Genomic DNA, 21,876 nt, shown 5'->3' on the forward strand with positions numbered 1-21,876 from the left:
TTCGGACCCCCACGGCGCCGAGCGCTACGCCTCTTCGGCCTTCGCCGCGGCGTCGATCGCGGCCAGCGAGCGGCGGACCTGATTGCGGTCCGTCGTGTACCAGAAGTCGGGCAGAGAAGCCTTCAGGTAGCTGCCGTAGCGCGCGGTGGCCAGACGGGGGTCCAGTACGGCGACCACTCCCCGGTCCCCCGAGGCACGGACGAGGCGGCCCGCGCCCTGCGCCATCAGCAGGGCGGCGTGCGTGGCCGCGACGGCCATGAAGCCGTTGCCCCCGGCGTCGTCGACCGCCTTCTGGCGGGCGCTCATCAGTGGGTCGTCGGGGCGCGGGAACGGGATCTTGTCCATGATCACCAACTGGCAGCTGGGCCCCGGCACGTCGACGCCCTGCCACAGGGAGAGGGTCCCGAAGAGACACGTCTTCGAGTCCGCCGCGAAGCCCTTGATCAGCTCGCCCAGGGTCTCCTCACCCTGCAGGAGGATCGGCACGTCCAGACGCTCCCGCAGCTCCTCCGCGGCACTCTGAGCCGCACGCATGGAGGAGAACAGCCCGAGCGTGCGACCGCCGGCCGCCTCGATCAGCTCGGCCAGCTCATCGAGCATGTCGCTGCGGGTGCCCTCACGGCCCGGACGGGCCAGGTGCTTGGCGACGTAGAGGATGCCCTGCTTGCCGTAGTCGAACGGGGAGCCGACGTCGAGGCCCTTCCAGACCGGGGCGTCCTCGGATTCCGTGCCCTCCGGGGCCAGGCCGAGCGAGGCCCCGACCCCGTTGAAGTCGCCGCCGAGCTTGAGCGTCGCGGAGGTGAGGATCACCGAACGGTCGGCGAAGAGCTTCTCCCGGAGCAGCCCGGACACGGACATGGGGGCCACGCGCAGGGAGGCCCCGAAGCGCTCGTGGCGCTCGTACCAGACGACGTCGTACTCGGAGCCGTTCGTGATGCGCTCCGCCACGTCGTGGATGGACTCCACGGAGGCGAGCGCCTGCTTGCGGACCGCGTCCTCGTCCTGGACCGACTTGTCCCGGGTGGAGCCGAGCGCCGTGATCACCGTGCGCGCCGCGTCACGCAGAGCCATCAGGGCGTACCCGAGGTCTTCGGGGATCTCCTCCAGGCGGCCGGGCAGGGCCAGCTCCATCAGCCGCTCGAAGCCCTCGGAGGCCGTCTGCAGCTGGTCGGCCGCCTTTTCGTTGACGAGCTTGGCCGCGCGGCGCACGGCGCGGTTGACCTGCCCCGGGGTGAGCTCTCCGGTGGCCACGCCGGTGACACGGGAGACGAGCTCATGGGCCTCGTCCACGATCAGCACCTCGTGCTGCGGCAGGACGGGAGCGCCCTCGATGGCGTCGATCGCGAGCAGCGCGTGGTTCGTGACGACGACCTCGGAGAGCTTGGCGCGCTCACGGGCCGCCTCGGCGAAGCACTCCGCCCCGTACGCACACTTCGAAGCGCCCAGGCACTCCCTGGAAGAGACGGACACCTGCGCCCAGGCGCGGTCGGAGACACCCGGGGTGAGGTCGTCACGGTCCCCCGTCTCGGTCTCGTCCGCCCAGTCCCGCATCCGCAGGAGGTCCTGCCCCAGCTTGCTCGTGGGGGCGGCCGCCTCGAACTGGTCGAAGAGGCCCTCCTCCTCGTCCTGCGGCACGCCCTCGTGGAGGCGGTGCAGACACAGGTAGTTCGAGCGGCCCTTGAGCATGGCGAACTGGGGGCGGCGGAGCAGCGGGTGCAGCGCGTCCACCGTGCGCGGCAGGTCCCGCTCCACGAGCTGGCGCTGCAGGGCGAGGGTGGCCGTCGCGACCACCACACGCTCACCGTGCGCCAGGGCCGGGACCAGATAGCCGAGGGATTTACCCGTGCCGGTACCGGCCTGGACCAGGAGGTGGGAGTTGTCGTCGATCGCCTCGGCGACGGACTCGGCCATGGACACCTGGCCAGGGCGTTCCGTGCCGCCGACAGCGGTGACGGCGGCGTGCAGGAGCTCGGGGAGGGAGGGCTTCGTCATAGCGCGACCACCCTACGGTGCCCCACTGACAATCCGCCGATCAAGGCTGATGGAGAGGGTTGGGCACGGTTCCGTGCACGGCGGCGTGCGGACGCTGGGGGCGGTCGCGGTACCCGTCGAGGTGGAGGCGGTTCCGGTTCAGGCACAGCCGCTCGATACGGGGTGTGAGCAGGTCGAACATCTCGTACCGGTCCTTCAGCTCCGGAGCGCGCGCCTGGTGCCGGAGGATCTCGGCCCGCAGGAAGGTCCAGAAGTCGGCTTCACGCACGCCCAGTTGTTCCCGGCACAGGGGCGCGAGGTAGCGGAAGACGCCTACGAAGAGGCCGGAGTGGATGAACTGGGTGAGGAACGCGGGGGACTCGGTGAGCAGTACGTCGCGCACGTCGGCCGGCATCGAGTCGTGCTCCGGCAGCGGCACGGCGCTCACGTTGACGTCGTCCACGAAGTCCTTCACCGCGAGCCGGACGGGCACGTCCTTGTCGTCGAAGACGACGATCGCGTTCTCCCCGTGAGGGGAGAACACCGTGCCGTAGCGGTACAGGAACTGCAACAGCGGGGGCAGCAGGGCGGCGAAGAGCCGGCGCAACCAGACGGCGGGAGCCAGCCCGGAGCGCTCCACGAGCTCGGCGACGAAGGCCCGGCCGTTGGGATCGGTGTGCAGCAGCGAGGCGAGGGTGCGGGCACGCTCCCCCGGCGCGAGGTACCGGGTGATCGGCTCGCGCCAGATGGCACCGAGCAGTTCCCTGTACTGGTACGGGACTTCGGGCAGGCCGTCGTACTCCGGGTGCTCCACGGCCACCGAAGCCACCTCGCCCAGGAGGATCACCCCGCACTCGTCACGGAGGAAGGGGTCCGCGTCGCGCAGGGCGTGCATCCAGGCCGTGACGGCGGGCGCCGCGACCGTGCGTCCTGTGGGGAGGCCCCGCCACACCAGCGTGTTGAGGACCGACAGCGGCAGCTTCACGGTGTGCCGGTCGGGGCGGGACATGTTGAGGAAGGTACGGATGGACTGCTGGGGAAGGCGCTGATCGCCGTCGCTGCAGAGCGGAACGATGGCATCCGTGGCGACGGACGGGGCGAAGAGTGGCAGCACGACGTCGTCCCACTGCCATGGGTGCACCGGAAGGTAGAGGTACTTCTGCGGGTCGCATCCGCGCGCTCGCAGTAAGTCCGCGAAGGACTGCTGCATGTCGGCGGAGAGCTCGCGGTCGTAGAGCTGCTGCGCGGTGTCCAGCCCCGAGACACCTCGGTACGCGGCGAGGTCGGTGCGGACGGCGATCCACGGAAGCGTCGTGGAGCGGCGCGCTTCGGGAGCCCACTGGTCGGTGTCGCTGGCGGAGAAGCCGATGCGTCCTTTGTTGAGGACGAGCCAGGGGTGGCCGGTCTGGTGTCCTTCGAGTTCCGCGTAGCCCAGATCGGCGAGTTGGGCGGCCGTGAGCGCTGTGTGGTCGATGCGGGCGTCGGCGCTGAGCGTGACGGTCAGCTCGCGGATGAGGTGGCCGAGCGTGGCACCGTCCAGGCCCAGGGTCCTGCGGGCGAGGACGAGGAAGCGCAGGGGATCGCTGAAGGGGAGGGACGGTCCGTCGCCCTTGGTGAGCGACAGGCCGGCCGGGTCCACGTGCCAACTGCCGTACGAGCCGCGGCGTGCCCGAAAGGTGAGGTAGGTGCTCGGGGCCCCTGTCGGGGAGGTGGGAGTGGACGTGGGCGTGGGCGTGGGCGTCTGAGGGTCCGCCGATTCGAGGTGGAGACGGTACGTGTCCGTCGCCCCTTCCGCTGCCGGCACGGGCCGGATGATCTCCTCGTACGCGAACTCGCCGATCATCTTGGCGAGGAGACGGCGTCCGGCCTCTTGCCATCTGTCCTGGGTCAGCTCGGGCGGGTCGTACAGCTCGGCGGTGGGGCGGGAGATCTGGCTGGCGGACGGATTCGGCACGGGAACTCCTCAGGGAGGGAACCGGATCGGGTCGAGCGGTGTACCAAAAGTGATCGGGTCAGAGCACGGCGCGCAGGGCCCGATCACGGATCATGAGCGCCGCGCGTTTGTCGGGCAGCTCCACTTCGGCCGAGAAGCGGAAGCCGGCGCTCAGGAATGCGGAGACGGAGGGGGTGTTGCGCAGGTCGGGTTCTGCTACGACGCGTGCGCATGCGGGACGGTGGTCGAGGACCAGGTCGGCGACGGCTCTGAGCAGCGAAGTGCCCAGGCCTCGGCCTCGGTTGGCGACACCGCCGATGAGGAGGTGGATTCCGGTGTCGTGCGGACGCGAGGGGTAGTGGCGGGCCAGCGGGTCGAGGTCCGCACGGTAGATCTCCCAGTAGCTCATCGGCATGCCCTCCAGCACGCCCAGACAGGGGACGCTGCGCCCGTCCCCGTCGAGCTGGGGGCGCAGGTGCTCCTCCGTGACGGCCTCGGGTCCCGCCAGTTCCCAGAAGGCCGCCACAGCGGGGTCGTTCATCCATCGGCTGATCAGAGGGAGGTCGCGTTCGAGGCGTACGGGCACGAGCTGGAAGACACCGGACGCGGTGGTGACCGGCCCCCAGTCCCCGACGCCGTCCAGGAGGTCGTCCCCCACCGCGGCCTCTCGCCCGTCGCCCTCGGCCAGCAGGGCGACGAGCTCGTCGGGCAGGCGCAGGTCGAGGGTGTCTGTGCCGTCGGCGCCGGCGGTGACGGATTCGGTCCCGGCGTCGGTGCTCGCATCGGTGGGAGGCACGGCGTCGCTCCTGTCAGAAGAGTCTCAAGAGGTGGGGCATGTTCCTCAGGAATGGAGGGGGTTGGCGATGGTGACGTAGACGGACTGGGTGTCGACCGGGCCGACGAGCTCGTCGAGTCCGTGCAGCCGGGTCAGCAGGTTGGCTTTGCAGCGCAGCACGGGCGAATCGAGCAGCGTCGCGGGCAGTGGGGTGCGCAGCCGGTCGGGGCCGGAGGCGATGTCGCCGAGGAAGCGGCGGAAGGCGGCGAGCAACAGCCGTTCGTCCGCGAGCCGTTCGGCGCCGAGGGCTCCGATGAGACCGAGGACGTTGTTGATGCCGAGGTAGTAGGCGAACCGCTCGTCCGTCACCTCGTCGGAGACGAAGGTGTCGCTGTCCTGCCCGATGCCGGGGAGCCGTCGCTCGAGTTCGGCACGTCGGGACTCGCGGAAGTAGTAGCCCTGGTTGTCGCGGTAGCGGCCGCCCACGGGCCAGCCGTCGGGGTCGAGCAGGAGGAGCGTGTTCTGCTGGTGCGCCTCCAGGGCGACGCCCGCCTCGCTGTCCAGCCACAGCACGGGGCGGACGACGGTCTCGAGGTAGCGCAGGAACCACTCGGTGGCAACGGCCCCTCGGGGACGGCCCGTTCGTCCGGCGAGCCGGGTGACGGTCTCACCGAGGCGGGAGCGCATCGAGCGGCGGTCCTGGCATCCGGGCAGCGTCGAGGGCCTGGGCGAGACGAGTCCGGCGATGCAGGTCGCGTCGTCGCCGGGGCCGAAGGGGTTGTGCCGGATCATGACGTCGAGCCCGGGGACGGGTGCTCCGTCGGGGCCGGTGACGGCGAGCCAGGCGGGGTCGCGGACCACGTCGAAGCCGGGGTGGGCCGACTGCCACTCCTTGGCGAGGCCGCTGCGCAGCAGCCGGTGGACCTCGACGCCGCGGTGCAGTTCCTTGCGGAGGTTCTCACGACGGGAGTTGGTGATGCGCAGGCCGAGCGAGAGCTTGAGCATGGCGGCCGCGCCGGAGCGGTAGAGGGTGCGCACGGAGGAGGTGGGGTGCCAGGGGGCGCCATGGGGGCCGAGGTCCTGGAGCAGTCCGGCGTCGAGGAGGTCGGCGGCGGCGGGGCGGTGCCTGAGTTCCCGGATCTGCCACGGGTGCACGGGCAGGGCCACACGGCTGTCGGGAAGCTCCAGTTCCGGGCCGGCGAGGCGGGCGGTGAGCTGCTCGGCCGGGACGGTGCGGCCGCGCTCGGTCCAGGCCGAGTCCGCGGCGAGCACGGAGCGGTCGACGGCCAGCCAGTGCAGCGCGAAGGCGCCGCGCAACTCCGGTGAGTAGAGGCGCGATTCGGTGTCGGACAAGCCCTCGCGGCTCTTGGGCGTCGGGTGCAGAGGGTGGCCGAGGAGCAGGGACTGTTCGGCTGCGAGGAAGAGGTCGGGGCTGTCGTCGGGCCTGTTGCGGCGGTCGGCGATGAACTCGGCCGTGCGGCGGACCGAGTCGGCGACCCGGCCGACCAGGTCGGCGCCGTCGACGGGGTTGAGGGGGGCGGCGTCGGCCGGGGCAGCCAAGTCGGCCGGGGCGGCCAGGTCGTGGGAGCCGTGCGTGTCGGGTGACTCGCGTGAGTGGTGTGCGGCGCGTGAGTCGCGTGCGTCGACTCGGTCCGTGGAATCGGCTGGGGCAGTCGATGCCGCCGGGTTGATCACGCTGCCTCGTCCGGCCGGGCCACCTGCGTCGGCCGAGCCACTCCGTCCGGCCGATCGACCTTCGCCGGCCGAGCCCTCCAAGGCCTTTGAGTCGCCCGTATCGCCCGCATCGCCCGCAAGGCCTGCGCCGCTCGCATGATCTGCATCGCCCGCAAAGCCTGCGTCGTCCGCACAGCCTGCACGGTCTGCGTCGCCTGTACCACTCGGGGTGTCCGTGCCGGCTTCAGCCTCCGCATCGCCCTGGGCGTCCGCCGAAGGGTCCGCGCTGCGGCGGGCGGTCTCGCGGCCGAGGAGGGCGGCGACGGTGACCGCGTCGACAGGGGGCGCGCTCGTCGGGCCGTCCGCCAGGTAGGGCAGGCCGAAGCGGTGCCAGCCGGTGGCCGACCAGTAGTGCACGGGGACGAGCAGGGCCGTTCCGCTGGCTTCGAGCGGGATGCGCAGGGCGCCGCGGTCCGGTGCGGGGAGGTTGTTCTCCCTGACCCAGCAGCGCAGCAGGTTCTCGACGGCGGCCGCCTGGGCGGCGGTGTGCGGGTCGGGGTGCTCCAGCAGGTCGGTGGACGGGCCGCGCAAGCGCTCGGCCTCCTGGCCGCCCCCCTTCTGCCGGGGGACCGTACCGGACTCCGCCACCAGTGACGTATGCGTGCCGCACGCGCCTGAGGCGTGGGGGTGGGGGCGGCCTTCGGATGCGGGGGTGGCGTTCAAGAGGGCTTCCTTGTGAGGTTGTTCGGGCTCCGTATGAGGACGGGGCCCGGACGTGCCCGGCGGGTCGTCACCGCCGGGCGCGGCCCGGGTCCGTCTCGGCTATCCGTGGTGGGTGCGCGCCGCGGTGGCCAGCGCGTCGGCGAGGCGGTCGAGGACCGCGGCCGCCTGTTCATCGGTGATGGTCAGGGGAGGAAGGAGTCGTACGACGCTGGAGTGGCGTCCGCCCAACTCGACGATCAGGCCGCGGCGCAGGCACTCGCGCTGCACGGCGGCGGCGAGTTCCGGTGCCGGTGGGCGGGGCCGGGCGCTGAAGGGGAGGCCGTCCTCGGCTCCGGCGAGCGGTTCGGGCGGCGCCTGTGCCGAACCTGCACCCCGCCCCGAATCCGAATCCGCAGCCGGCGCCGAATCCGCGCCCAGCCCCGGATCCGCGCCGGGTCCTGGGGCCGCAACCAGCCCCGAATCCGCACCCGGCTCCGAATCCATGCCCGGACCAGACCTTGGGGCCGCACCCGGCCCCGAGCCCACGCCCTGTCCCGGCCCCGACCCCGGCCCCACCCCGGGATCCACCAGCTCCACCCCGATCATCAGCCCCCGCCCCCGCACCTCTCCGATGCACGGGTACTCCGCCGCCAGGGAGCGGAGCTGGGTGAGCATGCGGGTGCCGAGGGTGGCGGCGCGTTCGGCGAGGCCGTTCTCACGGACGTACGCGAGGGTGGCCGCGCCCGCGGCCATGGCGAGTTGGTTGCCGCGGAAGGTGCCCGCGTGAGCGCCGGGCGGCCAGACGTCGAGGTCGTCGCGGTAGACCACGACGGCCAGGGGAAGGCTGCCGCCGATCGCCTTGGAGAGCACCATCACATCCGGGACGACGCCGCTGTGCTCGACGGCCCAGAAGGCTCCGGTGCGCCCGACCCCTGTCTGCACCTCGTCCGCGATGAGCGGGATGCCGCGTGCGGCGGTGATCTCCCGCATCCGGCGGAGCCAGCCGTCGGGGGCCGGAAGGACGCCGCCCTCGCCCTGGACCGGTTCGAGGATCATGCCCGCGGGTGCCGGTACGCCCGACTTGGTGTCGTCGAGCAGGCTCTCGGTCCACCGGGCGGAGAGCTCGGCGCCGCGCGTGCCGCCGAGGCCGAACGGGCAGCGGTAGTCCTGCGGATAGGGCAGGCGCGCGACGCGTACATCGGTCGCGCCGCCGGATGCTTCGAGCGCCCCGGCGGTCATCCCGTGGTAGGCGCCGGTGAAGGCGAGCATGCCCTCGCGCCCGGTGGCGGCGCGGACCAGTTTGAGCGCCGCCTCCACCGCGTCCGTTCCTGCGGGGCCGCAGAACTGGATCCGCGCGCTGTCCGCGAGGCCGGGCGGCAGCGTGCGGAACAGCTCGGTGGTGAAGGCGTCCTTGACGGGCGTCGCCAGGTCGAGGACGTGCAGGGGCGCCCCCGAGTCGAGGACTCTCCTGATCGCTTCGAGGACCACGGGGTGGTTGTGGCCGAGGGCGAGGGTTCCGGCGCCCGAGAGACAGTCGAGGTAGCGGCGTCCGTCGGCGCCCTCGATGGTCAGGCCGCGCGCCCGGACGGGCACGATCGGCAGTGCTCGCGCATAGGTGCGTGCTGCCGACTCCCGCGCCGACTGGCGGCGCAGGATGCCTTCCTGGGCCGCGGTGGGCGCCGAGGGTTGCGCCCCGACGTGCCCTGCCGTGCGCCTCGTCGAGTGAGTCACCGAGTCCGTCGCGGCGGACTGTGACGGCGGCGGGGACGGGGGCAGAGCCGGAGACGAGGGCTGCGGCTCGGACTGGGGCGAGGGCTGCGGTACGGACTGTGTAACGGAATGTGGTGCGGACACCGCCGAGGGCGCAGGCTCGGTCACGGCCACGACTTTCGGTCCTCCCGCTGGGACGAGCGCGTCCGTCCGACACGGCTCCGAAGAGCCCCATGTGGCCGATCGCGCGGGCGAGTTGGCATGGGGGGATGAACGCAGGCCGCGTGTCCCCCGTACGTACCAACGACGAGGCCGCCGCAGGATCACGGGTAATCGGAAGATCCTTGCCGTGACGGAACCGTTGCCCTTCCGTCGGCCGTCCCCAACGGCACCGGCATAGTGTGGGGTGCCGTTCACCAGCAACGGGCACACCGCTCCCCCGTGCAAATCCGAGCAAACGGACGCAAGGGGGTGCCGCACCAGCGGCAACGGGTGCCCCGCACCCTGATGTTCAGCACTTTGGAACGATTTCGAGGCCCAGGGGGATTCTCACCATGCGACCCATACGTCCGCTCTTCACCGTTCGCAGTGGGAGGAGCGCGCGCACCAGAACCTCCCCCGTGGCGGCCGCTGTGGCGCTCGGCGCGGCGCTCGTACTGACCGCCACCGCCTGTGGCCCCAGCGAGGACAACGCCGGTGGCGACTCGTCCTCTTCGCAGCCCGGCAACGGCGACAGCGGCGACGACAAGATCAAGATCCCCGATGAGTGGAAGGACAAGCTCAAGGACAACGGGATCGATCTGGACGAGTGGAAGAACGGCGCCTGGAAGAACTGGAACAAGGACGACTGGCTGCGCGAGGCCGGCGACTTCGTCAACCCGATCATCGAGGACCTCTGGGACCCGGACCGGATGCGGGACGCCGACAAGAACCCCGACCGGGGCGTCGACGACAACGACATCTCCGGTGACCAGGGCGTCACCGACCCGACCCCCAAGCCCGTGGACGCGGCCGCCGTGAAGGCGCCGTACCACGACCAGGCCGCCGAGTCGGGCAAGCTCTTCTTCGACTCCCCCGAGGGTTCGATGGTCTGCTCCGCGACCGTCGTCAAGGACCCGGCCCACCCGGGCAAGTCCAACATGGTGTGGACCGCGGGCCACTGCGTGCACGCCGGCGCCAAGGGCGGCTGGTACCGCAACATGATCTTCGTCCCCTCGTACAACAACAGCGGAAAGTCCGCCGAGGAGCTGCAGAACGCCCCCAAGGAAGAGGTCGCTCCGTACGGCGTCTGGTGGGGCGACTGGGCGCAGACCTCCGACCAGTGGATCGAGCAGGGCGGACCGACGGGCGGCAAGGGCGCGCCGTACGACTTCGCGGTCATTCACGTGAAGCCGGAGAAGGGCAGCGAGGGCAAGTCGCTGGAGGAGACGGTCGGTTCCGCGCTCCCCGTGGACTTCAACGCCCCCGCGGTTCCCAAGATCGACACCATGACGGCGACCGGCTACCCGGCCGCGCCGCCCTTCGACGGCCAGAAGCTGTTCCAGTGCGCCGACAAGCCGGGCCGTCTCTCGCTGACCAAGCCCGACCCGACGATGTACCGCATCGGCTGCACGATGACCGGCGGTTCGTCCGGTGGCGGCTGGGTCGCCGAGGGCCAGGACGGCAAGCCCGCCCTGGTGTCCAACACCTCCATCGGCCCGGTGACGGCAGGCTGGCTGGCCGGTCCGCGCCTGGGCAAGGAGGCCAAGGGCATCTACAGCGCGGTCAGCAAGAAGTTCGCCGACCAGCAGTAGGCCGGCGCCAGACCCGTCGGCGGCACGCCGACGACAGCGAGCCGACGACAGCGGATCGAAGGCAAGACGTACGGCGGCGGGGCACCGGAAACCTTCACGACCCCGCCGCCGTTCGTCCCCAACCTCACAGGCATAGTGGGGTGTTGTGTCAACGCGGATCCCCACGGGGTTCCCGTGCCGACACATGACACGTACATGGCAAATACACGTTCTATCGGGGGTAACAGCACCATGCGTTCCACTCGTGCGCCGTTCGCGCGCAGTCGTGCGCGGCGCGTCGCACTCGCCGCCACCGGGCTCGCAGCGACCCTGGCGCTCACCGCCACGGCCTGTGGCCCGAGCGAGGACAAGGCGAGCGACAAGCCGGACGCCGCCGCGTCCCAGGGAGCCGACGGCTCCGATTCCGGTTCCGACTCCAAGCTGCCTGCCGGCCTCGCCGACAAGCTCAAGGAGAAGGGCATCGACCTGGACGACTGGAAGGGCGGCGCCTGGAAGAACTGGAACAAGGACGACTGGCTGCGCGAGGCCAAGGACTTCGCCAACCCGGTCATCGAAGGGCTCTGGAAGCCCGAGCGGATGCAGAAGGCGAAGGACCCGAACAAGACGATCGCCGCGAAGGACGCGACCGCAGACCAGGGCGCGACCGACCCCGAGCCGACGCCCGTCCAGGCCAAGCGTGAGAAGACGCCGTACCACGAGAACGCGGCCCCCGTCGGCAAGATCTTCTTCGACTCCCCCGAGGGCTCGATGGTCTGCTCCGGCACCGTCGTGAAGGACCCGCGCAACCCGGGCAAGTCCAACCTCGTGTGGACCGCGGGCCACTGCGTGCACGCCGGTCAGAACGGCGGCTGGTACCGCAACATCGCGTTCGTGCCCTCGTACAACGACCTGGGCAAGTCCGAGGCCGACCTGCGCAACGCCGCTCCGCAGGAGATCGCCCCCTACGGCCAGTACTGGGCGGACTGGGTCTCGACCTCCAACGAGTGGATCAACGAGGGCGGTCCGACGGGCGGCGCGGGTGCGACGTACGACTACGCCGTCATGCACGTCAAGCCGGAGCAGGGCGGCAAGTCCCTGGAGGAGACGGTCGGCAACGCGCTCGACGTCGACTTCTCGACCCCGGCCGCGCAGAGCGTGAGCTCGATGGGCGCCTGGGGCTACCCGGCCGCCCCGCCGTACAACGGCCTGATCATGCACAAGTGCGTCGACAAGCCGGGCCGCCTCTCGCTGGCGCCGTCCCTGCCGACGATGTACCGCATCGGCTGCACGATGACCGGCGGTTCGTCCGGCGGCGGCTGGTTCCGGGTCGCGGGCAACAAGACGAAGCTCGTGTCGAACACCTCGATCGGTCCGGCCGACAACACCTGGCTGGCGGGACCGCAGCTGGGCCGCGGCGCCCAGCAGGTCTACGACATGATGAGCAAGAAGTACGGCTCGCAGTAGCCGCACGGCACACATGACGCGGTGAAGGCCCGCCCCCTACGCGAGGGGGCGGGCCTTCACCATGTGTGCGATCAGCGCTTGACCAGCGTGTACGGAGCGAGCTCCGCGGCCAGTTCCTCGTGCACCTGCGCCTTGAGCAGGGTGCCCTCGGCGGTGTGCTCCTCGGAGAGCACCTCGCCCTCGGCATGCGCGCGAGAGATGAGCTGGCCGTGCGTGTACGGAACGAGGGCCTCGATCTCGACCTCGGGCCGCGGCAGTTCGGTGTCGATGAGCGCCAGCAGCTCGTCGACACCGGCACCGGTGCGCGCGGAGACCGCGATCGCGTGCTTCTCGTTGCGCAGGAGGCGCTGCAGGACCAGCGGGTCCGCGGCGTCCGCCTTGTTGATCACCACGATCTCGGGCACGTCGGTGGCGCCCACATCGCGGATCACCTCGCGCACGGCGGCCAGCTGCTCCTCCGGCACCGGGTGCGAACCGTCCACCACGTGCAGGATCAGGTCGGAGTCGCCGACCTCCTCCATCGTGGAGCGGAACGCCTCGACGAGGTGGTGCGGCAGATGCCGCACGAACCCGACGGTGTCGGCCAGGGTGTAGACCCGGCCGCTCGGCGTCTCGGCCCGGCGCACGGTGGGGTCGAGGGTGGCGAACAGCGCGTTCTCCACCAGGACGCCCGCGCCCGTGAGGCGGTTGAGCAGGGAGGACTTGCCCGCGTTCGTGTATCCGGCGATGGCGACCGAAGGCACCTTGTTGCGACGGCGCTCCTGCCGCTTGATGTCGCGGCCCGTCTTCATCTCCGCGATCTCCCGGCGCATCTTCGCCATCTTCTCGCGGATCCGTCGCCGGTCCGTCTCGATCTTGGTCTCACCGGGACCACGGGTGGCCATGCCGCCACCGCCGCCGCCACCCATCTGACGGGAGAGCGACTGACCCCAGCCTCGGAGCCTCGGCAGCATGTACTGCATCTGCGCGAGGGCCACCTGCGCCTTGCCCTCTCGGGACTTGGCGTGCTGGGCGAAGATGTCGAGGATCAGGGCGGTCCTGTCGACCACCTTGACCTTGACGACGTCTTCGAGGTGGATCAGCTGGCCGGGGCTCAGCTCACCGTCGCAGACGACGGTGTCGGCGCCGGTCTCGAGCACGATGTCGCGCAGCTCCAGGGCCTTGCCGGAGCCGATGTACGTCGCCGGGTCCGGCTTGTCGCGGCGCTGGACGACGCCGTCGAGCACGAGCGCGCCCGCCGTCTCGGCGAGTGCTGCCAGCTCGGCGAGGGAGTTCTCCGCATCCTGAACCGTTCCCGAAGTCCATACGCCGACGAGCACCACGCGCTCCAGGCGGAGCTGTCGGTACTCGACTTCGGTGACGTCCTCGAGCTCGGTGGAGAGTCCCGCGACGCGGCGCAGGGCCGCGCGCTCGGAGCGGTCGAACTGGTCGCCGTCCCGGTCTCCGTCGATCTCGTGGCTCCAGGCGACGTCCTCTTCCATCAGGGCATCGGCCCGAAGACCTTCGGGGTAGTTCTGCGCGAAGCTCTGTGCGTCCTGGGAAGGGGAAGAAGAGGAGGTCATTGGATCCTTACGTCGATTCGTCGATGGGAATGCGGACGGATGCGGGATCCGTCACAGTCGACAACGCCCGAGGCGGTCCGGAGATTCCCGGAACCGGGCCGGGCCGACCCTGAGAAGTCCCCGAGGGGATGTCCCCGGCGGGCCGCGCCGTCGACCTGACGATGGTTGCACGACACGGCCCGTCTCGTCATCCGGGTTATTTCCCGGAATTCCAGTCCGGATGCCCCGGCATCGGCGGTGTCTTCTCGCCGTACAGCCAGGCGTCGAAGAATCCGCTCAGATCACGGCCCGTGATCCGGGAGGCGAGGCGCACGAAGTCGGCGGTCGCCGCGTTGCCGTCACGGTGCGTGCGGACCCACTCCCGCTCCAGACGGCCGAAGGCCCGGTGGCCGATCTCCTGGCGCAGGGCGTAGAGGACCAGCGCGCTGCCGTCGTAGACGACGGGCCGGAAGATGCTGATCTTCTGGCCGGGCGCGGGCTGCTTCGGCCTGGCGGGCGGTCCACCGGCCGCGCGCCAGGCGTCCGACTGGCGGTAGGCGTCCCGCATGCGGTCCTTCAGGGGCTGCTTCGCCTGCTCGTCGGCGTAGAGCGCCTCGTACCAGGTGGCGTGGCCTTCGTTGAGCCAGAGGTCCGACCAGGAGCGCGGGCTCACGCTGTCGCCGAACCACTGGTGCGCCAGCTCGTGCACCATGATCGAGTCGACGTACCACTCCGGGTACTCGGGGCGGGTGAAGAGCTCTCTCTCGAAGAGAGAGAGCGTCTGTGTCTCCAGTTCGAAGCCGGTCTGCGCCTCGGCGACCAGGACCCCGTAGGCCTCGAAGGGGTAGCGGCCGACCTTCTGCTCCATCCAGCCGATCTGGCCGGGCGTCTTCTTCAGCCAGCGCTCCAGGACCTCGCGGTCCTTGGTGGGCACCACGTCGCGTACGAGAAGGCCGTGCGGGCCCTTGCGGTGCAGCACGCTGGACCGGCCGATCGACACCTGGGCCAGCTCCGTGGCCATGGGGTGGTGGGTGCGATAGGCCCAGGTGGTGGCGCCGCCGCTGCGGGTCTTGGCGATCGGGAGGCCGTTGGCGACGGCGGTGAGCCCCTTGGGCGCGGTGACCCGGAACGTGAACTGCGCCTTGTCGGCGGGGTGGTCGTTGCACGGAAAGACCAGGTGGGCGGCGTCGGCCTGGTTGGCCATGGCCAGTCCGTCGCCGGTGCGCACCCAGCCGCCCTCGGTGCCCTTGGCGGGCACCGGGTCGCTGGTGTGCCGGACGGTGATCCGCATCCGTTCGCCGCGCCCGATCGACGCGGACGGCGTGACGACGAGGTCCTCGCCGGTGCTGTCGAAGCGTGCGTGCTCGCCGTTGACCTCCACGGAGCCGACCGTGCCGTGCGCGAAGTCGAGATTGACGCGCTCCAGGGGCGCGGTCGCACGGGCGTCGATCTTGGTGATGGCGTCGAGCGGCTTGCGGTTGTCGCCGCGATAGGTGAAGGCGATGTCGTACGACTCCACGTCGTAACCGGGGTTCCCGAGGTGCGGGAAGAGCGGGTCGCCGATGCCGAGCGGCGTGGCCGGTGACGGCGCGCTCGCCGCGACGAGGGCGGCGGAGGCGGTCGCCGCGATCAGGGCGGCGGCGATGCGGGGGGTGTGGACGGCCTTCGGCCGGGAGGCCGTGGCCCGTGGGGTGAGCAGCATGAACTACCGCTATCAGCGCGTGCCTTCCATGAGGCGGTGGCGCGCGCCGGGCCACCCGAACGAGTCGTTGCCGGGGCCCGGGGCGGCGGTCCTCTCAGTGGGCGGCTGCCGCCGGGTGCTGGGCGCGGCTCACGTCGTACACCCCTGGCACCGCGCGCATCGCCCGCATCAGCCCGGGGAGGTGTGCCGCGTCCGGGAGTTGGAGGGTGTACGTGTGGCGCACGCGCTGCTGGGTGGGCGGTTCCACGGTCGCGGAAATGATCGCCACGCCTTCGAGCGCGATCGCTTCGGTGAGGTCGGCGAGCAGGTGTGCGCGGCCGAACGATTCGGCGATCAGGGTGACCCGGCACTCCGCGGTGTCCCCCCAGCGCACGCCGATCTCCGGGCGCCCCACTTCCTTCATGCGCTCCACGGCGGGGCAGCCGACACGGTGGACGGTCACGACGCCCCCGCGCACGGCGAAGGCGGTGACGTCGTCGGGCGGCACCGGCGTACAACAGCCGGCGAGGCGCACGGTGGCGCCCTCGCGGTCCACGACGGCGTTCGCGGCGGCGGGGCGCAGTGCGTCGTCGGCGTCCGGCCTGGGGGCGGCCGGCGGCACCTGCTGGGGCGGCCGCTGCCCGGACGGCGTCGGCGCGGGCGCCGTCGGTACCGGGTGCGTGGTGAGCCAGCGGCGGATGGCGATGCGCGCGCCGGGCGTGCGCGCGTGGTCCAGCCACTCGCGTGAGGGCCCCGACGTGACGTCCTGGCCCATGAGCAGCTGCACCGTGTCGCCGTCCCGCAGGACCGTGCTGAGCGTCGCGAGGCGGCCGTTGACGCGGGCGCCGATGCAGGCGTGGGCGTCCTCGCCGTACTGGGCGTAGGCGGCGTCGACGCAGGTGGCCCCCGCGGGCAGGCCCAGCGTGCCGCCGTCGGGCCGGAACACGGCGATCTCGCGGTCCTGGGCGAGGTCCTCCCGCAGCGTCGACCAGAACGTGTCCGGGTCGGGGGCGGCCTGCTGCCAGTCGAGGAGCCGGGAGAGCCAGCCGGGCCTGGTCGGGTCCGCCCGCTCGTCGTCGGCGCCGTCGGTCGGCTCCTCCGAAGGAGGAGCGTAGGGATTGCGGAGCGCGACGACGCCCGCCTCGGCCACCCGGTGCATCTGGTGCGTACGGATGAGGACTTCGGCGACCTCGCCGTCGGGGCGGGCGACGGCCGTGTGCAGCGATTGGTAGAGGTTGAACTTCGGTACGGCGATGAAGTCCTTGAACTCCGAGACGACCGGCGTGAAGCAGGTGTGCAGTTCGCCCAGGACTCCGTAGCAGTCGGCGTCCTCGTTGACGAGCACCAGGAGGCGGCCGTAGTCCGACGCGCGCAGCTCGCCCCGCTTGCGGTGCACCCGGTGGACGGAGACGAAGTGGCGTGGCCTGATGAGGACTTCGGCCGCGATGCCGGCGTCGCGCAGCACGCCGCGCACCTCGCCAGCGATGTCCCCGAGGGGATCGCCCTCGCACCCCGCGTCGGCCGCGATCAGGGCCTTGACCTGGGCGCACTCCTCGGGGTGGAGGATCGCGAAGACCAGGTCCTCCAGCTCGGTCTTGAGCGCCTGCACGCCGAGGCGCTCGGCGAGCGGGATCAGCACGTCCCGGGTCACCTTGGCGATGCGGGCCTGTTTCTCGGGGCGCATGACACCGAGGGTGCGCATGTTGTGCAGACGGTCGGCGAGCTTGATCGACATGACGCGTACGTCGTTGCCGGTGGCGACCAGCATCTTGCGGAAGGTCTCCGGCTCGGCCGCCGCTCCGTAGTCGACCTTTTCCAGCTTGGTGACGCCGTCGACCAGGTAGCAGACGTCGTCGCCGAACTCGGCCCGCACCTGGTCGAGCGTCACGTCCGTGTCCTCGACGGTGTCGTGGAGCAGGGAGGCGGTCAAGGTCGTGATCTCCGCGCCGAGCTGGGCGAGGATCAGGGTCACGGCGAGCGGGTGCGTGATGTACGGCTCGCCGCTCTTGCGCATCTGACCGCGGTGCGAGGACTCCGCGAGGACGTACGCACGGCGCAGCGGCTCCAGGTCCGCGTCCGGATAGTGGGCCCGGTGGGCCTCCGCCACATGGCCGATCGCGTCGGGAAGACGGTCCCGGGTGCCGGAGCCGAGCAGGGCCGCCCTGCCGAGCCTGCGCAGGTCGATCCGGGCGCGGCCGCGCCTGCGCTGGACCCCGGGTGTCACGGGGCCGGGCGTGGCAGGGTTCGTGGCCTCCGCACTCATGGGCACCTCCGGCTGCGTCGACCGGCGATGAACGGACGGTGACGTGCTCCGTCCGGGCCGGTGCTTGATGCTACCGAGCCCATCACGCGGTGCTGACCGCCTCTCGCCGAGCGTGAAACGGATCACCCATTCGAGCGACAGTTCACGGGATTGCCGTTTCGAGCCATTCAGGCGCGATCTCGCCCTCGGCGACGATCACCGCGGGGCCCGTCATCTCGATCTCGCCGTCGGGCCGCTCGGTGATCACGAGGCGCCCGCCGAGCAGGTCGACGGTGTACGAGACCGGGGCTCCCGTCACGGCCGGGTCCGCGCCGTCCCTGCGGGCCGCCGCCACGGCCACGGCGCACGCGCCCGTGCCGCAGGAGCGGGTCTCGCCCGAGCCGCGCTCGTGCACGCGCATGGCGACGTGGCGCGGGCCGCGGTCGACGACGAACTCGACGTTCACCCCGTCCGGGTAGGCGGAGGCGGGGCTGAAGGGCGGCGGGTCGTGGAGGGTGCCCGCTTCGGAGAGGTCGTCCACGAAGGCGACCGCGTGCGGGTTGCCCATGTTCACGTTGCGCGCGGGCCACTGGCGGTCGTCCACCGAGACGGTGACGTCCCCTTCGGGGAGCAGCGCCTTGCCCATCCCCACGGTGATCTCGCCGCCGGACTCGGCCTTGGCGATGTGCACGGTCTTCACGCCCCCGCGGGTGGCCACCGCCACGTCGCCCTCGCCGATGTGCCCCGCGCGCTGGAGGTAGCGCGCGAAGACGCGCACTCCATTGCCGCACATCTCGGCGACCGACCCGTCGGCGTTGCGGTAGTCCATGAACCACTCGGCCCGGTCCGCGAGATGACGCACCTCGGGGTGGGCGGCGGAGCGTACGACATGCAGGAGACCGTCGCCACCGATGCCCGCGCGGCGGTCGCACAGGGCGGCCACGGCGGCCGGGGACAGCTCGATGGCGTTGTCGGGGTCGGGGATGATCACGAAGTCGTTCTCGGTCCCGTGCCCCTTGAGGAAGGCGATCCGCGTGCTCATTCCTCGATCGTACGGGGTGGGTACGACACTCCGTCGGCCCGGTGCCTCCGGCCCCGCGAGGGCCTCAGCGGAGCCGGGCCACCCGCCACACCGCGAGGGCCACGGCCCCCAGGAGCAGCAGGGTGTACGCGGAGACGACCCGCCAGTCCGGACGGCTGCCGGAGCCCCGCTCGGGCAGCCCCGGCCAGGTGTGCCCCACACGGCGGGCGGCCATCATGCCCCAGCCCGCGGCGCAGCAGCTGATCAGCAGTCCGAGCATGGCCACCACGGCACCGCCGCCGTCACCCGCGCCGCCGCCGAACTCGAAGGCCAGCGGGAAGGCGAACATCAGGGATCCGACCGCGGCCAGGACCACGATGGGCGCGAGCTGCCAGATGCGCAGGCGGCGCTGCGGGCGCAGCTCGACCTCGACCTCGACCTCCGGAGCCATCTCGTCCGGACCAGGACCGTCGTCCGTCACCCCGCCCGCGGCCTCGTCGGGCCCGTCGGGGCTCAGCTGTTCTCCACCGTCATGTGCGGTGTCACGAGGGCCGGCCTCCATCGCCACGCGCCCTCCCACTTCGGACTCCACTGGTCGATCGATGGTCGATGATGGCACGCCGTCAGGTGCCGGGATGACCGCCGGAGCGTCCCGATGCCATCACGTGATCAGGCTGTGACCGGTCGTTCGACCAACGCCAGTGCGTGCGCCGGGAGTTCCTCCCGGTCGGCCACGGCCCCACTGAGCCAGTGCACCCGCGGATCGCGCCGGAACCACGAATCCTGCCGGCGCGCGAAGCGTTTGGTGGCGCGCACGGTCTCGGCGCGCGCCTCGTCCTCCGTGCACTCCCCCGCGAGCGCCGCGAGCACCTGCTGGTAGCCGAGCGCGCGCGATGCCGTACGCCCCTCGCGCAGCCCCTGCGCCTCCAGCGCGCGCACCTCGTCGACCAGGCCGGCGTCCCACATGCGGTCCACGCGCGTGGCGATGCGTTCGTCGAGTTCAGGGCGTGCCACGTCGACGCCGATCTGGATGGTGTCGTACACGGAGTCGTGGCCCGGGAGGTTGGCCGTGAAGGGCTTGCCCGTGATCTCGATGACCTCCAGGGCGCGGACGATCCGGCGGCCGTTGCTGGGCAGGATCGCCCGGGCCGCGGCGGGGTCGGCGGCGGCGAGGCGGGCGTGCAGCGCTCCGGAGCCGCGGAGCGTGAGCTCCTCCTCCAGGCGGGCCCGCACGTCGGGGTCGGTGCCGGGGAACTCCAGGTGGTCGACGGCCCCCCTGACGTAGAGGCCGGAGCCGCCGACCAGGATCGGCCAGCGCCCCTCGGCGAGGAGGCGGTCGATCTCCGCGCGGGCCAGCTTCTGGTATTCGGCGACGCTGGCCGCCTCCGTGACGTCCCAGATGTCGAGGAGGTGGTGGGGCACTCCGCCCCGCTCCTCGGGCGTCAGCTTGGCGGTGCCGATGTCCATCCCTCGGTAGAGCTGCATGGAGTCGGCGTTGACGACTTCGCCGCCGAGACGCTGGGCAAGGAAAACGCCCAGATCGGACTTTCCTGCCGCGGTGGGACCGACGACGGCGATGACCCGCGGGGCGGGAGCTGCACTACTCACCGCCCCAGTCTCGCAAACCCCGCGCACTCTTCCCGAACGAGCTACGTGACGGCACGGCTCCGAGGTCGTTGCCTGTTGCGAGGTTCCGGCCGCCGGTTTCGAGGACCGATGACCCGGGCGACGCAATGGGACGCACCGGGTGGGGCGGGATTTCGCCCACACGAGTAACGTATGGAGTAGATATGGGCGTTTTTGCACGGTTCCGCCGGAAGGCCAAGGACAGCGAAGAGGCGTCAACGACCGAAGCGGCAGCCGCCACACTGACGGCCGAGCCGGAGCAGGCCGAGGAATCCCCCGAGGCCGCCACCGACTCGAAGCCCGCCGCCGAGGCCGACAAGGACGCCGAGGACGCTGCCGAGGACAAGCCGGAGGAGACCACCGAGGCGGCCACGGCCGAGGGCGTGGAGATCCCGAAGCAGCAGTCCGCGGAGGCGGCGGCCGACAACGAGGCCGGTGAGGGCGCCCGCAAGTAGCTCCCCAGCGAGGGAAGGTGAACCCATGGGCTTCCTGGACCAACTGAAAGCCAAGCTGGCCCCTGCCAAGGACAAGGTCTCTGACCTCGCGCAGCAGCACGGGGACAAGATCGACCAGGGCTTGGACAAGGCCGCGAAGGTCGTAGACGAGAAGACCAAGGGCAAGTACAGCGACAAGATCCAGGCGGGTACGGGCAAGGCGAAGGACGCCGTCGACCGCCTCGCCGGGCAGGACGAGGGCAAGGACCCGGGCGGCAGTGCCACCCCGCCGTCGCCTCCGTCACCGCCCCCGGCTTCCTGAACCGCATCGGCGGACGGCCGTGAAGCGCAACGCTTCGCGGCCGTCGCCGCGCGCCCGCGCCAAGGGCGGCGCAAGGCGTGCCGGGACTCCGTCAGACGCCCCCTGAGAGCAGGCCCAGGCCCGCAGAGAGCAGGCCCAGGCGTGGCCCAGGCGCCCGCAAAGAGCGCCCGGGCGCCCGCCAGGACCAGGCCGTCACCAAAGGCCGCTAGGACCAGGCCGCCACCAAGTACCCCACGCCGTACGGCGCGTCCTCGTAGAGCAGCTCGCCGCTCAGCGCGGCGCCGTCCGCCGCTCCCGCGAGCACCTGCCACGGGGCACGGCCCGCGGCCTTCAGCTCGTACGCCAGCTCCGCGTCCAGTTCCTTGAGCGCGGTCACGTCGGCCGCGCCCAGCGCGCGCCCGACCTCCGCGTCGAAACCGGCGGCGCGCTCGTCCAGGTACCCCGGCGCCTTCAGCGTGCGGCACGCGCTGGCGTCGCCCATCACCAGCAGTGCCACGCGGTCCGCCCGCGCCGCGATCTCCCCTCCGACTTGGATACACCGCTCGGCGGCAAGTGGTTCCCCCACGCCGAGACCTTCCAGCGGGGCGGCCGACCACTCCGTGCGCCCGAGCAGCCAGCCGGCCACGGCGAGCGAGGCCGGAAGCTCACGCTCCGCGGCCTCGTCCGAGGTGCCGCCCGCGGACGCGTCCTCGCGAGCTCCGGAACCCGCCCCGGTTCCCAGCCGCACGTCGAGGTCCACTCCGAAGCCCCGGAACGACCCGCGTGCGCCCTGGAGGTGCGGCCCGCGCCCGCTCTGCTCGGCCGGGCCGACCACGACGAGCCGGTCGGGCCGGGCGGCGGCGAGGACCCCGATGGCGTCCGTGCACGCCGCACGGGCGGCGTCCAGCTCAGGAGCGGCGCCAGCGGCGACCTCGGGGACGAGCAGCGGCGGGCAGGGGCAGACGGCGGCGGCGACAAGCATGATCCGCAGCGTAACGCGCGCCGTCGGGCGGGGCGGTGGGTACCGCC

16 protein-coding genes are annotated in these 21,876 nt (G+C 71.6%); 4 read left to right on the forward strand and 12 right to left on the reverse strand.

Going from position 1 to position 21,876, the window contains the following annotated elements; all coding sequences use genetic code 11:
- Positions 1-24: 24 nt before the first annotated feature.
- From ACZ4D5_RS37350 to ACZ4D5_RS37370, 5 genes are all read right to left on the reverse strand, one after another.
- Positions 25-1,992: an ATP-dependent DNA helicase gene (locus ACZ4D5_RS37350; RefSeq protein WP_467776919.1), complete on the reverse strand. Its 1,968-nt coding sequence runs from the start codon at positions 1,990-1,992 to the stop codon at positions 25-27.
- A gap of 40 nt (positions 1,993-2,032) precedes the next feature.
- The gene (locus ACZ4D5_RS37355) at positions 2,033-3,925 is read right to left on the reverse strand and encodes an IucA/IucC family protein (protein ID WP_467776920.1); all 1,893 of its coding nucleotides are present in this window, start codon (positions 3,923-3,925) and stop codon (positions 2,033-2,035) included.
- A gap of 58 nt (positions 3,926-3,983) precedes the next feature.
- Positions 3,984-4,700 carry a GNAT family N-acetyltransferase gene (locus tag ACZ4D5_RS37360; RefSeq protein ID WP_467776921.1) on the reverse strand — a complete coding sequence of 239 codons (717 nt, stop codon included), beginning with the start codon at positions 4,698-4,700 and terminating at the stop codon, positions 3,984-3,986.
- A 45-nt stretch (positions 4,701-4,745) separates the two neighbouring features.
- Complete coding sequence (locus tag ACZ4D5_RS37365; protein WP_467776922.1) at positions 4,746-6,944, reverse strand: IucA/IucC family protein; 2,199 nt, start codon at positions 6,942-6,944, stop codon at positions 4,746-4,748.
- Between the two features lie 231 nt (positions 6,945-7,175).
- Positions 7,176-8,786 carry a diaminobutyrate--2-oxoglutarate transaminase family protein gene (locus tag ACZ4D5_RS37370; RefSeq protein ID WP_467776923.1) on the reverse strand — a complete coding sequence of 537 codons (1,611 nt, stop codon included), beginning with the start codon at positions 8,784-8,786 and terminating at the stop codon, positions 7,176-7,178.
- A gap of 533 nt (positions 8,787-9,319) precedes the next feature.
- Between ACZ4D5_RS37370 and ACZ4D5_RS37375 the strand changes: the two genes are divergently transcribed.
- Positions 9,320-10,558, forward strand: a complete 1,239-nt coding sequence (locus ACZ4D5_RS37375; protein ID WP_467776924.1) for a trypsin-like serine peptidase — start codon at positions 9,320-9,322, stop codon at positions 10,556-10,558.
- A 231-nt stretch (positions 10,559-10,789) separates the two neighbouring features.
- Entirely contained in the window at positions 10,790-12,001 is a 1,212-nt protein-coding gene (locus ACZ4D5_RS37380) for a trypsin-like serine peptidase (protein WP_467776925.1), read from the forward strand.
- Positions 12,002-12,072: 71 nt separating this feature from the next.
- On the opposite strand, the gene hflX is transcribed toward ACZ4D5_RS37380, so the two are convergent.
- The 6 genes from hflX to miaA all read right to left on the reverse strand — a co-directional run bounded on the left by hflX (position 12,073) and on the right by miaA (position 20,094).
- Positions 12,073-13,563 (reverse strand): GTPase HflX, encoded by a 1,491-nt coding sequence (hflX, locus tag ACZ4D5_RS37385; RefSeq protein ID WP_467776926.1) that lies wholly within the window; start codon positions 13,561-13,563, stop codon positions 12,073-12,075.
- Positions 13,564-13,759: 196 nt separating this feature from the next.
- The gene (locus tag ACZ4D5_RS37390) at positions 13,760-15,244 is read right to left on the reverse strand and encodes a M1 family metallopeptidase (protein WP_467776927.1); all 1,485 of its coding nucleotides are present in this window, start codon (positions 15,242-15,244) and stop codon (positions 13,760-13,762) included.
- 94 nt (positions 15,245-15,338) lie between these two features.
- Positions 15,339-17,486 carry a RelA/SpoT family protein gene (locus ACZ4D5_RS37395; RefSeq protein WP_467776928.1) on the reverse strand — a complete coding sequence of 716 codons (2,148 nt, stop codon included), beginning with the start codon at positions 17,484-17,486 and terminating at the stop codon, positions 15,339-15,341.
- Between the two features lie 142 nt (positions 17,487-17,628).
- A complete protein-coding gene (gene dapF / locus ACZ4D5_RS37400) occupies positions 17,629-18,507 on the reverse strand; it encodes a diaminopimelate epimerase (protein WP_467776929.1) in 879 nt (292 codons plus the stop codon).
- A 64-nt stretch (positions 18,508-18,571) separates the two neighbouring features.
- Complete coding sequence (locus ACZ4D5_RS37405; protein WP_467776977.1) at positions 18,572-19,048, reverse strand: hypothetical protein; 477 nt, start codon at positions 19,046-19,048, stop codon at positions 18,572-18,574.
- 107 nt (positions 19,049-19,155) lie between these two features.
- Positions 19,156-20,094: a tRNA (adenosine(37)-N6)-dimethylallyltransferase MiaA gene (gene miaA / locus ACZ4D5_RS37410; RefSeq protein ID WP_467776930.1), complete on the reverse strand. Its 939-nt coding sequence runs from the start codon at positions 20,092-20,094 to the stop codon at positions 19,156-19,158.
- Between the two features lie 182 nt (positions 20,095-20,276).
- Between miaA and ACZ4D5_RS37415 the strand changes: the two genes are divergently transcribed.
- Both ACZ4D5_RS37415 and ACZ4D5_RS37420 read left to right on the forward strand, forming a co-directional pair.
- On the forward strand, positions 20,277-20,567 hold the full coding sequence (locus ACZ4D5_RS37415; RefSeq protein ID WP_467776931.1) for a hypothetical protein: 291 nt from the start codon (positions 20,277-20,279) through the stop codon (positions 20,565-20,567).
- A 25-nt stretch (positions 20,568-20,592) separates the two neighbouring features.
- Positions 20,593-20,868 (forward strand): antitoxin, encoded by a 276-nt coding sequence (locus ACZ4D5_RS37420; RefSeq protein WP_467776932.1) that lies wholly within the window; start codon positions 20,593-20,595, stop codon positions 20,866-20,868.
- A 205-nt stretch (positions 20,869-21,073) separates the two neighbouring features.
- Here ACZ4D5_RS37420 and ACZ4D5_RS37425 read toward each other — a convergent pair whose 3' ends face one another.
- Positions 21,074-21,829, reverse strand: a complete 756-nt coding sequence (locus ACZ4D5_RS37425; protein ID WP_467776933.1) for a class III extradiol dioxygenase subunit B-like domain-containing protein — start codon at positions 21,827-21,829, stop codon at positions 21,074-21,076.
- Positions 21,830-21,876: the final 47 nt, after the last annotated feature.

The organism is Streptomyces sp. NPDC025651 (assembly GCF_055558735.1).